A 16,799-nucleotide genomic window follows, 5' to 3' on the forward strand; every position below is an offset into this window, starting at 1 on the left:
CTCCCACTCCTTTCCTTAAGCGATTTGCAATAATCTTTTCTTTATTAGAATATCACAAATTACCTTTTAATTCAAGTTTTTTTATTTTTCTTTAAATTGCTATCTTATTCTCTATTTAAAATAACGATAATTGATTTGTTTCTGGTACTCCTTCTAAGCATCCATGATTTGTTAAAGTTTCTATATTTGTTTTTGTTATTTTTGCTCTTAATCTCAAATCTTCTTTTGATATAAATTCTCCATCTTTTCTCGCTTCAACAATTGCTTCAGCTGCATTTTCACCAACACCTTGAAGAGCACATATTGGAGGTCTTAATACTCCTTTTTCTTCAATTACAAATTTTACTGCTTCTGATTTATAAAGATCTACTTTTAAAAATTTTAAGCCTCTTTTACTCATTTCATAACAAAGTTCAAGAGAAGTTATCATTCCTTTATCTTTTACTGAAGCAGAATTTCCTAGAGCATATAATTCTTCAAGTTTAGCTTTTATTGCTCCTTCACCTTTAGAAATTAAATCTGCATCAAATTCATCTGCTCTAACAGTAAAGAAAGTTGAATAATAAGCCTCTGGATAATAAACTTTATAATAAGCTATTCTTACTGCCATCATTACATAAGCTACAGCATGCCCTTTAGGGAACATGTATTTTATTCTTTTACAGGATTCAATATACCAATCTGGTACATTGTTTTCTTTCATCAATGCTTCATCTTCTTCACTTAGCCCTTTACCTTTTCTTACCTTCTCCATTATTGTGAACGAAGTTTTTGGTGGTAATCCTCTATACATAAGATATACCATAATATCATCTCTTGTAGATATGCAATCTTTAAGTGTTGTATATCCTTCTTTTATAAAATATTGAGCATTGTTTAACCAAACATCCGTACCATGTGAAAGTCCTGATATTCTTACTAAATCTGCAAAAGCTTTTGGCTGTGTATCTATAAGCATTTGTCTAACAAATTTAGTTCCAAATTCAGGAAGTCCATAACTTCCTACTTCTCCAAATATTTCATTTCCTATCTTTTCTTTTTCTATTCCTAATGCAGTTGCACTTGTAAATAAACTTAATACTTTTTCATCATTTAGAGGTATAGTTTTAGGATCAAGTCCTGTTAAATCTTGAAGCATTCTTAATACAGTAGGATCATCATGCCCAAGTATATCAAGCTTAAGAAGTCTACCACTTATTGAATGATAATCAAAATGTGTTGTAATAAAATCAGCTGAGTTATCATCTGCTGGATATTGTATTGGTGTAAAATTAAATATTTCATTATCACTCGGTACAACCATAATTCCTCCTGGATGTTGTCCTGTAGTTCTTTTTATTCCTGTACAACCTATAGTTAATCTTTCTATTTCTGCACTTGTTGCTCTTATTCCTCTTTCATCAAGATATTTTCTTACATATCCATAAGCAGTTTTTTCTGCAACAGTACCAATAGTACCAGCTTTAAAAACAAATCCTTTACCAAATAAAACTTCCGTATATTTATGAATATCAGCTTGGTTATCTCCCGAGAAGTTAAGATCTATATCTGGTTCTTTATCTCCTTCAAATCCTAAGAAAGTTTCAAAAGGTATATCATGACCATCTCTTTTATAATCTGCCCCGCATTTTGGACATTTTTTCTCTGGCAAATCTGCTCCTGAGCTTATAGAACCATCTAAAAAGAATTGTGAATGCTTACAATTTGGACAAACATAGTGAGGTGGTAATCCATTAACTTCTGTAATATCAGACATAGTAGCAACAAAAGATGATCCAACAGATCCTCTAGAACCTACTAAATAACCATCTTTTAATGATTTAGCCACAAGCTTTTGTGCTATAAGATAAAGAACAGCATATCCATTATTTATGATAGAATTTAATTCTTTATCTAATCTTTTTTGAATTACTTCTGGAAGATTATCCCCATATATATTGTGAACTTTAGTTAAAACCATATTTCTTATTTCTTCTTCAGCTCCTTCTATTTTAGGAGGATAAGTTTCATCTGGAATTGGCTTAACCATTTCTACTTCATCAGCAATTTTATTTGGATTTATAACAACTACTTCTTTTGCCTCTTCAACTCCTAAATAACTAAATTCCTTTAGCATTTCTTCTGTTGTTTTATAATAAAGAGGTGGTTGAGAATCTGCATCTTTAAATCCCTTACCTGCCATTATTATTTTTCTAAAATCATCATCATGAGGCTCTAAAAAATGAACATCACCTGTAGCAACTACTGGTTTTCCAAGCTTTTTACCTAAGTTATATATTTTTCTATTTATATCTCTTAACTCTTCTTCATCTTTTACATTTCCATTCTCTATTAAAAATTGGTTATTTCCTAAAGGTTGAATTTCTAAATAATCATAAAAGTCTGCTATTTTTTCTAACTCTTCATCACTTTTTCCTGATAATACAGCCTTATAAACTTCCCCTGCTTCACAAGCTGAACCTATAATAAGTCCTTCTCTCATTTCATTTAATCTACTTTTCTTTGTTCTAGCACTTCTAAAGAAATTTTCTATATGTGCTTCAGATACTAATTTATAAAGATTTTTTATTCCTGGTTGGTCTTTAGCTAATATTATTATATGTGAAGTTGGTTGTCTTTTTATATCTACTTTACTTAAGAATTGATTATTTAATTCTTCTAAAGTATTTATTTCTAATTCTTCTTTTATCTTTTTAAAACAAACAAGTAATATATCTGCTGTAGCTTTTGCATCATCAACAGCTCTATGATGATTTTCTAGAGATATACCTAAATGTTTTGCTACAATATTTAATTTTACTTTTTTAAGCTCTGGATAAAGGAATCTTGCAAGAGGAACTGTATCTAAAACTGAATAATCATAAGGTAAATTTAGTAATGTACAATTATGTTTTATAAAAGATGTATCAAATCCAGCATTATGAGCAACTAACACTGTTCCATTACAAAATTCCATAAACTTTGGAAGAATTGTTTCTATTGTTTCACTATTTTCTACCATAGAATCTGTTATTCCTGTAAGCTCTGTTATTTTGTAAGGAATATTTCTTTCTGGATTTACAAATTCACTAAATCTATCTATTATTTTTCCTTCTTTTATTTTTACAGCTCCAATTTCAATTATTTTATCATTTTTAGGAGAGAATCCTGTAGTTTCTAAATCAAATACAACAAATGTATCATCTAAAGAATCTCCTTTTTCATTTAAAACAACCGGAACTCCGTCATCTACTAAATATCCTTCTACTCCATAAATAACTTTTATTCCATTTTTCTTTCCTGCTATTTGAGCATCTGGGAAAGCTTGAACTCCACCATGATCTGTTATTGCTATTGCTTTATGCCCCCATTTAGCAGCTCTTTCTATCATTTTAGCTGGAGGAGTCATTCCATCCATAGTACTCATAGTAGTATGTAAATGAAGCTCAACTCTTTTTTCTTCTGCTCCATCCATTCTTTCTATTTTCTTCATTCTAACTATATCTCTACCCATTATTACAACTTCTCTTGCATAAGTATCATATATAGCTTCTCCTCTAACTTTACAATATAGTCCTTTTTTAACATTGTCTAGTACTTCTTCTTTATCCTTTTCCTTTAAGAAGCATTTAACTGTAATAGAACTTGTGTAATCTGTTATAAAGAAAGTAAGGATTGTTTTTCCTGTTCTTGTTTCAATTGTTTCAGTTTTAAATACTTCTCCTAAAATAGCAACATATCCTGATGTTTCATCTATCTCATCAATAGTTATAGGTTCATCTTTTATTCCTCTTCCTAAAATAGTATTTTCATCTTTTGGTTCACGTCTATAGCTTTCTTTTCTATATTTTTCAGAACTATTACTTTCTTTTTTCTTTTCTGTGGTTTTAGCTTCTTTTTGTTCTCCATTAGAGTGGCTTAAATCTCTATTTTTAACCGCTTCTCTCATTATTTTTGTATATTCTTCTTTTTTCTTTTCTTCATAATCCTTATCTTCTAAAGATTCATCATATAAAAGTTCAACAAGAGGATTTTTTCCAAATATATCATTTATTTTTCTTGTTATTTCTTTTCCTACTCCTTTTTTTCTAGCATGTTCTACTATAGCTTCACAACCATATTTTAAAACTATTTTATCTTCTTTAATCTCTCTGTTTTCTGAATAAAGCATGCCAGTTACTAAAGGAACTTTCTTTCCTATTTCCATAACAATATCCATCCAGTGTTCCTTTATTATAGATTCTAATGAAAGTCCTGTTACATCTTTATATACTTGAAGTTCTATTTTTATATCTTTTCCTAATCTATTTTGGATAAGTTTTAATATGTAATTTTCTTCTTCTTCCGTTAATGATATTTTAGCTTTTAATATTACTTTTAAAATTCCGCTTTTCTTATAAAATTGAAATCTTTTTAAAATTATCTCTTTATCTTCTAAATTTTCATTTTTATTTATTTCTTTATTTAAAATTTTTATAAAGTCCTCTCCCACTATTTTCCCTCCTTTACAAAAATATTAGTCCCCAAAAAATTTTGGGGACTCCTTTTTATAATGATTCTATTTCTTTTAAAAGTTCTTCTACAAGATCTTCTTCTTTTACTTTTTTAATTATCTCACCTTTTTTAAAGATTATTCCAACACCTTTTCCACCAGCAATTCCAATATCAGCTTCTCTTGCTTCACCAGGGCCATTTACAACACATCCCATAACAGCAACTTTTATCTTCTTTTTAGAATTTTTAAGTCTTTTTTCAACTTCTTCTGCAATTCCGATAAGATCTATTTCTGTTCTTCCACAAGTAGGACATGAAACAAATTCTATTCCTTCTTCATAAAGTCCTAAAGCTTTTAAAAGTTCTTTTGCAACTTCTATTTCTTCTAATGGATTGGATGTAAGGGATACTCTTATAGTATCTCCTATACCTTCAGCTAAAAGTGTTCCTATTCCAACACTTGATTTTATAGTCCCTTTAAATTTAGTTCCTGATTCAGTAACGCCTAAGTGAAGAGGATAATCTACCTTTTCACTCATTAATCTATAACTTTCTATCATCATTTTAACATCAGATGATTTTATAGATATTATTATATCATGAAAATCTAAATCTTCTAATATTTTAACATGTCTTAAAGCACTTTCTACTAAACCTTTTGCTGTAGGTTTTCCATCTCTTTCTAAAATATCTTTTTCTAAAGATCCAGAGTTTACTCCGATTCTTATAGGAATTTTATATTCTTTTGCTTTATTTACAACTTCTTTTATCCTTTCTATACTACCAATATTTCCAGGATTTATTCTTAATTTTGATATTCCATTTTCTATTGCTTTTAATGCTAATCTATAATCAAAATGTATATCCGCAACTATTGGAACTGGTGAATTTTTAACTATTTCTTTTAAAGCTTCTGCAGCTTCCATATCTGGAACTGCACATCTAACCATTTGACACCCTTCTTTTACTAGTGCATTTATTTGTTCTAATGTTTTTTTTGCATCTCTAGTATCTGTATTTGTCATTGATTGAATAACTATAGGATTTTCTCCACCAATTTTTAAGTTATCTATACTTACGACTCTCGTCTTTCTTCTTTCCATATTTTTCTCCTTATAAGTTAATTGGGAACAAGATATCTTTTATTGTAACTAAAACCATAACTATCATTAATAAAATAAATCCAATTGCATTTAGAACATTTTCAAATTTTGTTGGAACTTTTATTCTAGTTATCATTTCAAAAAGATAAATAAGACATCTTCCTCCATCTAATGCTGGAAGTGGAAGAGCATTTATAACTGCTAAGTTTATACTTAAAAATGCAGTTAAATTAAGAAGTGTCCATATTCCCATTCTTGCTGCTTCTCCAGTCATTCTTATTATAGTTACAGGACCTCCTACATCTTTTTTAACTGATCCTCTTCCTGTAACTAGCATTTTCAGACTTTTATATGTTTGTTTTATTACACTTAAACTTTCATTTGCTCCTTGTTTTATACTCTCCCCTATTGTAGGATTAGTAACTCTAGTAAACTCAACTCCTATTGCATATGAATTTGTTTGATTATCTAAAGTTGGTTTAACATTTAAATCTATATCTTTACCATTTCTATTTACCAATAAGTTAACTGACTTTCCATCTGACATTAATATTTCAGATGTTACATCAATAGTTGCTACAACTTTTTGACCATTTACCTTTTTTATAATATCTCCTGGCTTTAAGCCACTTTCCATTGCAGGACTATTTGGAATTACTGCATTTATTCTAGATGAAGTATAACCAAAATGGTTTGTTATAGCTGCAAATATAGCTATTGCCATTACCACATTCATAAATACTCCAGCTAACATTACAAGTATTTTTTGAATTGGTTTTTTTCTTTGAAGACTTCCTTCTTCGTCTTCATCATCTTCTCCACTCATTTGAACATATCCACCTATTGGAAGTATTCCTAATGAATATTTAGTATCATTTTTGTTTATTGAAAACAATTTAGGTCCCATACCTATAGAAAACTCAATAACCTTTACCCCATTTAGCTTTGCTAATATAAAATGGCCAAGTTCATGTACTATAATTAAGGAACTAAATGCTAGTATAGCATAAATTACATACAATATAGTCTCCTCCTAAAAATTATTTCTTACATACTCTTTTACATCTTTATCTAAATTTATAATATTTTCTATTGTTAAAGCATCATCTATTCTATCTCTAAAATTCTCTATCGCCTTTTCTATTATATCTCCAATTTGAAGAAATTTTATTTTTTCATCTAAAAATAATGAGACAGCTTCTTCATTAGCTCCATTTAAAATAGTTGGCATAAGCCCTCCTCTTTTTCCTGCTTCAAAAGCTAATCTTAAACATTTAAATGTATCCATATCTGGTTTTTCAAAAGTTAAATTGCACATATCATAAAAATCTAATGGTGTTGCAATTTCTTTTTTTCTTTCTGGATAATTTAATGCATATTGTATTGGCAATCTCATATCTGGAGAACCTATTTGAGCTATTATACTATTATCTTTATATTCCACCATTGAGTGTATCATACTTTGAGGATGTACTACTACTTGAATATTTTCATATGGACAATTAAATAAAAAATGTGCCTCTATAACTTCAAGTCCTTTATTCATAAGGGTAGCTGAATCTACAGTTATCTTTTTTCCCATACTCCAGTTTGGATGATTTAGCGCATCTTTTAAAGTTACACATTCTAATTCTTTTAATTTTTTTCCTCTAAAAGGCCCTCCTGAAGCTGTTAATAATATTTTTTTTAATTCGCTTTCTTTATTTCCTCTTAGTGATTGGAAAATAGCACTATGCTCTGAATCTACAGGTAGAATTTTTACTCCATTTTCTTTTGCTTCTCTCATAACAATTTCACCTGCAACTACAAGAGTTTCTTTATTTGCAAGCGCAATATCCTTTTTCTTTCTTATAGCTTCTATAGTTGGTCTTAATCCTATCATTCCAACTACAGATGTTACAACTGTATCTATCTCATCTAGTGTAGAAATTTTTATAAGTCCTTCTAAGCCCTCATAAACTTCTATATCTAGGTTATTTTCTTTTACAAAATTTTTTACCTCTTTTGCACTATTTAAATCCATCATGCAAACATATTTAGGTTTAAATTCTTTTATTATCTCTTGTATTTTTAAAACAGATGTATTAGCTGTTATTCCTACAACTTCTATATCCTCACTTTTTCTAGCTACATCAAGGGTCTGAAGACCTATTGAACCTGTAACTCCTAGTATTGATATTTTTTTCATCTATATTCCTCCAATATTATCAATTTTCGCTGATTATATCTACTAATGTCATACAAAATATTGGGCCAATGAATATCCCTATAAATCCAAATACTTTTACTCCTATATATAAAGATAATAATGATAGTAAGGGATGCATATTAAACTTATCACTTACTAATTTCGCTTCTAAAATTTCTCTTATTATTTGAATTAATAAATATAGACAAACTAACCCAAAGGCGATTAAATAATTTTTTACAATAATATTGTATATTATTATAGGAATAAATACAATTATTGTTCCAACATAGGGCAAAATATCCAAAATACCACATACTATTCCTAATGTAACGCAATTTTCTACTTTAAGTATTTTAAATCCTATTATTATTATTATAGTTGAAATTAAAACTAATAATATTTGTATTTTTATTATATTTCTAGAATTATAGATTATTCTGTTTACTCTTTTTTCTACTTTATCAGGCATAAATTTTTTTACAACTTCTTTTATTTCATCTTTATCTGCAAGTATAAAAAAAGTACATATATTGCCTATAAAATAAGACAATAACCCTTCACCTGTATTAATTGCACCTACTTTTAAATAATTAAAATTTAAAATTTTCTTTGCTGAATCTATTATATTAATATTTCCAATAATTTTTTCAATTCCATTTTCTAATTCTATAAATATTTCTTTTATTTGATTTATATTACTTCCTATAACTGTACTAATAAAACTATAAAAATTACTCCATATATAAATAATGCCTATAACTACAACTATGTTGATTAAGAGAATAGTTATACCAGCACACACTTCTTTATATTTAATTTTTTCTCTTAAAAATTTATTTATAGGATTTCCTAAAAAAAATAATATAACTATCAATATAAATGGTCTAAAATAATTTTTAATTATAAATACAAATAAAATAATTCCTATACACCAATAGATTATTTCCAGAATTTTTTCTTTTTTTAAAATATCCAAATTAATCACCTCATTTAGATATTTATATGCAAAAAAAAAAAGTCTTAGAAGAAATTCTTCAAAGACTTTGTCTTTATATTTACTATCTAACTATAAATGTTAAATAATAAAATACTATTAATCCTGAAAATAATATACTATCGAATCTATCTAAGATTCCACCATGCCCTGGAATTAAATTACTATAATCTTTAATTCCAACATATCTTTTTACAGATGATGCAACAAGATCTCCAAATTGACTAAATATACCACATAATGCTCCAATTATGAAGAAATTATATATTGGCATTATATATATATTAAATCCTAAATTTAATACTAATCCATATAACCCACATACAATAGTTGCCCCTACTGCTCCTCCAATAGATCCTTCAAGAGTTTTTTTAGGACTTACTTCTGGACAAAGCTTGTGTTTACCAAACAACTTTCCTGAATAATATGCTGCTGTATCTGTGATCCAAGAACCAACAAATATTAACCAAACTAAATATTGTCCATGTTCTTTTATGTTAACTAAATGAATAAAAGAAAATAACATTCCTACATAAAGAAATCCTAATATTGTTACTCCTACATCTAAAAATGTATATTTTCTATTTACAACAGGAACCATTAACATAATGAAAGTTAAAAATACAACTGCATACATTATTGTAGAAAAATTATTTTCACTTAAATAATAAAATATTATTAAAAAATATCCTATTATAGAAATTGGTTTAAATTCTTTAGCTTTTAAAGCATTATAGAACTCATATAAACCAAGTAGTGATAAAATGATAATTAATCCTTCTAAATACACTCCACCTAATAGTAAAAATATTATAATAGGGGCAAGTATAACTGCGCCTAAATATCTCTTATTTAATTTCACTCAATAATCACCTCTTTACTTTTTTATCCCACCAAATCTTCTGTCTCTATGCTGGAAATCATATATAGCTTTATGAAGATCTTTTTCTTTAAAATCTGGCCAACATATATCTGAATACCAAAACTCTGAATATGCACATTGCCATAATAAGAAATTACTTAATCTTTGTTCACCTGAAGGTCTTATTATAATATCTGGATCTGGAATTCCCTTTGTATATAAATAATTTTCAAACATATGTTCATTTATATCTGATAAATTTATTTTTTCATTTTTTGCATCTTCAACTAAAAGCTTAATACCTCTTATTATTTCATCTCTTCCACCATAATTTAAAGCTATATTCATAGTTATACCAGTATTTAAATTTGTTTTTTCTTTAGCTTTTTCAATTTCTATTATACATTCTTCAGGCAACATACTTATATCACCTAAAACATTTATTTTAACTCCATTTTTATGTAGTTCATTTATTTCTTGTCTTAAATATTGAACTAATAACTTCATTAATGCCCCAACTTCTTCTTTTGGTCTTTTCCAATTTTCAGTTGAGAATGCATAAAGAGTCATATATTTAATACCTAATTTATCTGCTTCTTTTAATATTCTTCTAATAGTTTCTACTCCAGCTTTATGTCCCATTGTTCTAGGTAATTTTCTTTTTTTAGCCCATCTGCCATTACCATCCATAATAATAGCAATATGCTTTGGTATATTTTCCATATCTAAACTTAAATCATTTTCAGTTTCATCTATTTTTTCACCTTTAAAAAATGTAATCATACCAAAACCTCCCCTTATAGTTATATAAAAAACCTGCTAAAAGCAGGTTTTTTAAGTTAAATTGACATTATCTCTTTTTCTTTTGCTTCTATTAAACTATCTATTTCTTTTACAAATTTATCAGTAGTTTTTTGAATATCATTTTCAGCTTTTTTAACTTCATCATCAGTTAATTCGCCATCTTTTTTAAGAGCTTTTATTTTATCATTTGAATCTCTTCTTATTGATCTTAGTGCAACTTTTGAATCTTCTCCTGTTTTCTTAACAGTTTTAACAAGATTTTTTCTTGTTTCTTCAGTTAACTCTGGAATTATAAGTCTTATAACACTTCCATCATTTGAAGGATTTAATCCTAAATCAGATACTAATATAGCTTTTTCTATATCTTTTAATAAAGATGCTTCCCAAGGTGATATTTGTAAAACTCTTGGTTCTGGTGCAGAAATGTTTGCAACTTGTGATAAAGGACACATGCTTCCATAATATTCAACTTGAACTCTATCAAGCATAGTTGGATTAGCTCTTCCTGCTTTCATAGTTGATAAATCATTTCCTAAAACACTAATAGTTTTTTTCATTTTTTCTTCAGCATTTTTTAAAATATCTTTAACCATATATATCCTCCTTATTTAGAAACTAAAGTTCCTATTTCTTGACCTGTAATAGCTTTTTGTATATTTCCTGGTTCATCTAATCCAAATACTAATATTGGGATTTCATTATCCATACATAAAGATGTAGCAGTTGAATCCATAACTTGAAGTCCTTGTTCTAAAACCTCTATATAAGATAGTTTATCATATTTTACAGCATCGTCAAATTTATGTGGATCTTTATCATAAACACCATCAACTTTTTTAGCTAAAAGAATTACATCTGCTTCTATCTCAGCTGCTCTTAAAGCTGCTGTTGTATCAGTTGAGAAATAAGGATTTCCTGTTCCTGCTGCAAATATAACAACTCTTCCTTTTTCTAAATGTCTCATAGCTCTTCTTCTTATAAAAGGTTCAGCTATTTCTTTCATTTCAATTGCTGTTAATACTCTTGTATCAACTCCAACTTGTTCTAAAGAATCTTGTAACGCTAAAGCATTAATACAAGTTGCCATCATTCCCATATAGTCAGCAGTAGTTCTATCCATACCTTCTCCACTTCTACCTCTCCATATGTTTCCGCCTCCAACAACTGCTCCAACTTCAACACCTTTGTTTACTAATTCTTTTATTTCTAGTGCAATTCTTGTAGCAACACTAAAATCTAATCCAAATCCATTTTCTCCTGCTAAAGCTTCTCCAGAAAGTTTTAGTATAACTCTTTTATATTTACAATCAGCCATTATGAATTCCTCCAAATTTTTCAAAGTTTCTTTTTTCTCTTAATTATATTTTTAAAAAAAGAGAACACAAAGTGTTCTCTTTTTACAGTAGAACTATTTACCCATTTGCTTAGCAACTTCTGCTGCAAAATCTTCTTCTACCTTTTCGATTCCTTCTCCTCTTTCGAATCTAGCAAATTTGCTTATTGTCATTGGAGAACCTACTTCTTTTGATTTTTCTTCTAATAATTTAGTTATAGTTTTATCTCCATCTTTAACCCAAACTTGGTCTAAAAGACAAACTTCTTTGTAGTACTTTTGAATTCTTCCCATAACCATTTTTTCAACGATTTTTTCTGGTTTTCCTTCGTTTAATGCTTGAACTCTGTAGATTTCTTTTTCTTTTTCTAAAGCTTCAGAATCAACTGCATCTCTGTTTAAGTATAATGGGTTAGCAGCAGCAACTTGCATACAAACTTCTCTAGCTACTTCAGCAACTACTGGGCTATTAGCTTCACAAGCAACTTCTACAAGAACTCCGATTCTTCCACCACCGTGGATGTAGCTTTGAACAGCTCCGTTTTCGATAACCATTCTTTCGAATCTTCTAACTGTCATATTTTCACCTAATTTAGCAACTAAAGCTGTAAGTGTTTCTGAAACAGTCATATCTCCCATTTTTTCATTTAATAATTCTTCTACTGTGTTTACGTTTGAATTAACTACTAATTTAGCTAATTCATCAGCAAATCCTACGAATTCTTCATTAGCAGCAACGAAGTCTGTTTCACAGTTTACTTCTACCATAGAAGCTTTTTTGTTGTCTTCTGATACGAAAGTTTTAACTATACCTTCAGCTGCAACTCTTCCAGCTTTTTTAGCAGCAGCAGCTAATCCTTTTTCTCTTAAAACTTCAACAGCTTTTTCTAAATCTCCATTAGTTTCTGTTAAAGCTTTTTTACAGTCCATCATTCCTGCACCAGTTTTTTCTCTTAATTCTTTAACTAACTTTGCTGTAATCATATTCAATTTCCTCCTTAATATATAAAGCAATTATGCCTTTTTAGGGTAAAAGGTAAATGAATAAATTCACCTACCTTTTATATCCAAAACTATTCTTCTATTTGTTCACCTTGTCTTCCTTCGATGATAGCATCAGCCATTTTAGCAGCTATTAATTTAACAGCTCTTATAGCGTCATCATTTCCTGGAATTACGTAATCAACTTCTTCTGGATCACAGTTTGTATCTACGATAGCTACAACTGGAATTCCTAAGATTTTAGCTTCTGAAATAGCATTTTTTTCTTTTCTTGGATCTACTACGAACATAGCTCCAATGTTAGAAGCGTCTAAGTTTTTAATACCACCTAGGTTCTTAACTAACTTTTCCATTTCTCCTTTAAGTTTTATAACTTCTTTTTTAGGAAGAACATCAAAAGTTCCGTCTTCTTGCATTCTTTCTAAATCTTCTAATCTTTTAATTCTAGTTTTGATAGTTTTGAAGTTTGTTAACATACCACCTAACCATCTGTTATTTACAAAGTGCATGTTTGATCTGATAGCTTCTTCTTGGATAGCTTCTTGAGCTTGTTTTTTAGTTCCAACGAAAAGTATATCTTTTCCGTTTTCTGAAACTTCTCTTAAGAAGTTGTATGCTTCCTCTGCTTTTTTAACAGTTTTTTGTAGGTCTATGATATAGATTCCATTTCTTTCTGTGAAGATATAAGGAGCCATTTTAGGGTTCCATCTTCTAGTTTGGTGTCCAAAGTGTACACCTGCTTCTAATAATTGTTTCATTGATATAACTGACATTTTGTTACCTCCTGGTTTTTCCCTCCATCATCTTCAGCTTGTGAGAAACCTTTTAAAGGACCACCTCACAAATTAGACAATGTGTGTATTTTATTACCTTAGATAGTATACCATAAGCTTTTATTCCTATCAACAAAAAATTTGCTTTTTTCCATATATTTTTCTTTACATAAAAAAAACAGCTATAAAAGCTGTTTTATTTTATCTTTTTTAATTCATCTAATAATTTGTCATTTAAGATTCTTATATGTGTACCCTTCATTCCTAATGATCTTGATTCTATAACTCCAGCACTTTCAAACTTTCTTAAAGCATTAACTATAACACTTCTAGTTATTCCCACTTTATCAGCAATTTTAGAAGCAACTAAAAGCCCTTCATTTCCATCAAGTTCATTAAAAATATGTTCCACAGCTTCTAGCTCTGAATATGAAAGAGTTCCTATAGCTAATTGAACAACTGCTTTTTTTCTAGTTTCTTCTGCAAACTCATCTTGCTTTGCTCTTAAAATTTCCATTCCAACTATAGTTGCACTATATTCACATAAAACTAAATCTTCATCTGTAAATTTCTTTCCACCAAATCTAGCTAAAAGAAGTGTTCCTAATCTTTCTCTGTTTCCTATTATGGGAACTATTGTTGAAAGCTTGTCTGATATTGTGCATTCTTTTTCACCTTCAAAAACACATTCTCCTTTATTTAAAAGATTTGATAATGTTTCAGTTACATTTAATAACTTTTCATTGTAATCCAAAGGAAATTTACTTTCTTCAACAACCTTTTTTTTCATTATGTCACATTCAAATTTTTCTGAAAAGCTATATCCTATAACTTTTCCTTTTCTACTTGCAATATATACATTACATTCTAATACATTACTAAGTAATTTACATATATCTTCAAAGGCAACTGGCTCTGTACCCGTCTTTTGTAAAATCTTATTTAACTTTCTAGTCTTTTCAAGCAATGATGCCATCAATACTCCTCCTCGATAATATCTAATCTTTACCAAATTGTTCGAAAATTCAAAATAATCTTAAATTTCTCTTAATATGGTTTAAAGTATATCACAGTAATTATCTATTTTCAACAGATTCAGGTCTATTTTCGACAAAGAAGTATTGTTAATCATCACACTCTTTATTTTTCTTCTTTTTTCTCTTTATTATCTATTTTCTCTTCTTTATATTTACATTCAGAGTTTGAACATTGTAAATATTCTCCACTTTTTTTAGAATATTTCTTAACCATGAATTCTCCACATTCAGGACATTTCTTTTCAACTGGTTCATTCCAACTTACAAAATCACATTCAGGATAATTAGCACATCCAAAGAACTTATTTCCACGCTTACTTCTTTTAGCATAAATTTTTCCACCACACTTTGGACAAGGTGCTTCTATCTCTTCAACAATTGGTTTTGCATTTTTACATTCTGGATATCCAGGACATGCAAGGAATTTTCCATATCTTCCTCTTTTTATAACCATCATTCTTCCACATTTATCACATGGAACATCACTTACTTCATCTTCAATAACAACTTTTGATATTTCTTTTTCAGCTTTATCAATAGCTTCTTTTAATGGATCAAAGAAATCTCTAACTACATTTTCCCATTCCATGCTACCTTCTTCTATAAAGTCTAGCTTTCTTTCCATCTCTGCTGTAAATTCTACATCAGCTATTTGTTTAAAGTAATCACAGATTATATTATTTACTATAAATCCAAGTTCTGTTGGAATTAAATTTTTCTTTTCTCTAACTACATATTCTCTACTTAAAAGTGTTGAAATAGTAGGTACATAAGTACTTGGTCTTCCAATTCCTTTTTCTTCTAAAAGTTTTACAAATGAAGCCTCATTATATCTAGCTGGTGGCATTGTAAAGTGTTGATTAACTTCCATGCTATCACTTTTTAAAACTTCACCTTCTTCAAGTTCAGGTAATCTAGTATTTTCTTCTTCACTATTTGCATATTCATAAACTTTCATAAATCCATCAAATTCAATTGTTGATCCACTAGCTTTAAATTTATAATCTCCATTAGCTATACTAATTGAATTTGTGTTTAATATACAAGATTCCATTTGAGATGCTACATATCTATTCCATATAAGAGTATATAACTTATATTGTTCTGGTGTTAAGCTTTTCTTTGCAATTTCTGGAGTTATTTCAACGTGAGTCGGTCTTATTGCTTCGTGCGCATCTTGTATATTTTTCTTTCCTTTATAAACTCTGTCTTCTTTAGGAATATAATTTTCTCCATAAGTTTCTTTTATAAACTCTTTAGCTGCTAATTTAGCCTCATCTGATATTCTTACAGAATCTGTTCTCATATAAGTTATTAGTCCTAAAGTTCCATGTCCTTTTACTTCTACTCCCTCATAAAGAACTTGAGCTACTGACATTGTCTTTTTAGTCATATAATTAAGTTTTTTATTTGCATCTTGTTGAAGTGTACTTGTTGTAAACGGCGCAAGAGGTTTTCTTTCCTTTTTACCTTTTTTAATCTTTTCTATTTTAAATTCTCCATTTTCTAAATCTTTTAAAATAGATTTTGCTCTTTCTTCGTCAATCATTTCTAACTTTTCAGTTTTATATTTTGAAAGATTTATTTTAAATTTCTTTCTTTCTTTTTTAAGAGAACAATCAACAGTCCAATATTCAACTGGTTCAAAAGCTTTTATTTCTTCTTCTCTTTTACATATTAAGTTAAGAGCTGCTGATTGTACTCTACCAGCACTTAATCCCCATCTTACATTTCTCCAAAGTATTGGACTAATTTCATATCCAACAAGTCTATCTAATATTCTTCTTGCTTGTTGTGCATCTACTAATCCTTTATTTATAGTTCTTGCATTTTTAAGCGAATTTTTTACTGCTGCTTTTGTTATTTCGTTAAATACTATTCTACATTTGTCTTTATCTTCTATTTTCAAAAGGTTAGCTAAATGCCAAGATATTGCTTCTCCCTCTCTATCAGGGTCTGTTGCAAGATATACTTTATCAGCTTTTTTAGCTAATTTTCTAAGGGATTTTAAAAGTTCCCCTTTACCTCTTATTGTTATATATTGTGGTTCATAATTATTTTCTATATCTACACCTAATTTACTTTTAGGTAAATCTCTAACATGCCCCATTGAAGCTTCGACAACATAATTTTTTCCTAAATATTTTTCTATTGTCTTTGCTTTTGCTGGTGACTCTACTATTACTAATTTTTGGCCCATAAATAAACTCCTTTTTACTTGGAGTTA

General features: G+C 28.8%; 13 protein-coding genes. All 13 read right to left on the minus strand.

Annotated elements, in window-relative coordinates; genetic code table 11:
- Positions 1-115: 115 nt before the first annotated feature.
- Positions 116-4,471, minus strand: coding sequence for a PolC-type DNA polymerase III (locus CLTHE_RS00105; RefSeq protein ID WP_080021475.1), 4,356 nt, complete (start codon positions 4,469-4,471; stop codon positions 116-118).
- Positions 4,472-4,526: 55 nt separating this feature from the next.
- The gene (ispG, locus tag CLTHE_RS00110; protein ID WP_080021476.1) at positions 4,527-5,576 is read right to left on the minus strand and encodes a flavodoxin-dependent (E)-4-hydroxy-3-methylbut-2-enyl-diphosphate synthase; all 1,050 of its coding nucleotides are present in this window, start codon (positions 5,574-5,576) and stop codon (positions 4,527-4,529) included.
- A 10-nt stretch (positions 5,577-5,586) separates the two neighbouring features.
- Positions 5,587-6,597 (minus strand): RIP metalloprotease RseP, encoded by a 1,011-nt coding sequence (gene rseP, locus CLTHE_RS00115; protein ID WP_080021477.1) that lies wholly within the window; start codon positions 6,595-6,597, stop codon positions 5,587-5,589.
- Positions 6,598-6,609: 12 nt separating this feature from the next.
- Positions 6,610-7,764, minus strand: coding sequence for a 1-deoxy-D-xylulose-5-phosphate reductoisomerase (dxr, locus tag CLTHE_RS00120; RefSeq protein ID WP_080021478.1), 1,155 nt, complete (start codon positions 7,762-7,764; stop codon positions 6,610-6,612).
- Between the two features lie 19 nt (positions 7,765-7,783).
- A complete protein-coding gene (locus CLTHE_RS00125; RefSeq protein ID WP_158082628.1) occupies positions 7,784-8,743 on the minus strand; it encodes an AI-2E family transporter in 960 nt (319 codons plus the stop codon).
- A gap of 82 nt (positions 8,744-8,825) precedes the next feature.
- Entirely contained in the window at positions 8,826-9,623 is a 798-nt protein-coding gene (locus tag CLTHE_RS00130; protein ID WP_002597520.1) for a phosphatidate cytidylyltransferase, read from the minus strand.
- Positions 9,624-9,638: 15 nt separating this feature from the next.
- Entirely contained in the window at positions 9,639-10,406 is a 768-nt protein-coding gene (locus CLTHE_RS00135) for an isoprenyl transferase (RefSeq protein ID WP_080021480.1), read from the minus strand.
- 56 nt (positions 10,407-10,462) lie between these two features.
- Positions 10,463-11,020, minus strand: a complete 558-nt coding sequence (gene frr, locus CLTHE_RS00140; protein ID WP_002597518.1) for a ribosome recycling factor — start codon at positions 11,018-11,020, stop codon at positions 10,463-10,465.
- Positions 11,021-11,031: 11 nt separating this feature from the next.
- On the minus strand, positions 11,032-11,742 hold the full coding sequence (pyrH, locus tag CLTHE_RS00145; protein ID WP_002597517.1) for a UMP kinase: 711 nt from the start codon (positions 11,740-11,742) through the stop codon (positions 11,032-11,034).
- Between the two features lie 93 nt (positions 11,743-11,835).
- Positions 11,836-12,744: a translation elongation factor Ts gene (tsf, locus tag CLTHE_RS00150; protein ID WP_080021481.1), complete on the minus strand. Its 909-nt coding sequence runs from the start codon at positions 12,742-12,744 to the stop codon at positions 11,836-11,838.
- 89 nt (positions 12,745-12,833) lie between these two features.
- A complete protein-coding gene (rpsB, locus tag CLTHE_RS00155; protein ID WP_002597515.1) occupies positions 12,834-13,535 on the minus strand; it encodes a 30S ribosomal protein S2 in 702 nt (233 codons plus the stop codon).
- 196 nt (positions 13,536-13,731) lie between these two features.
- Entirely contained in the window at positions 13,732-14,511 is a 780-nt protein-coding gene (codY, locus tag CLTHE_RS00160) for a GTP-sensing pleiotropic transcriptional regulator CodY (RefSeq protein ID WP_002597514.1), read from the minus strand.
- A gap of 164 nt (positions 14,512-14,675) precedes the next feature.
- Positions 14,676-16,772 (minus strand): type I DNA topoisomerase, encoded by a 2,097-nt coding sequence (gene topA, locus CLTHE_RS00165; protein WP_080021482.1) that lies wholly within the window; start codon positions 16,770-16,772, stop codon positions 14,676-14,678.
- Between the last annotated feature and the right edge of the window lie 27 nt (positions 16,773-16,799).

Source organism: Clostridium thermobutyricum DSM 4928 (genome assembly GCF_002050515.1).
Taxonomy (GTDB): domain Bacteria; phylum Bacillota; class Clostridia; order Clostridiales; family Clostridiaceae; genus Clostridium; species Clostridium thermobutyricum.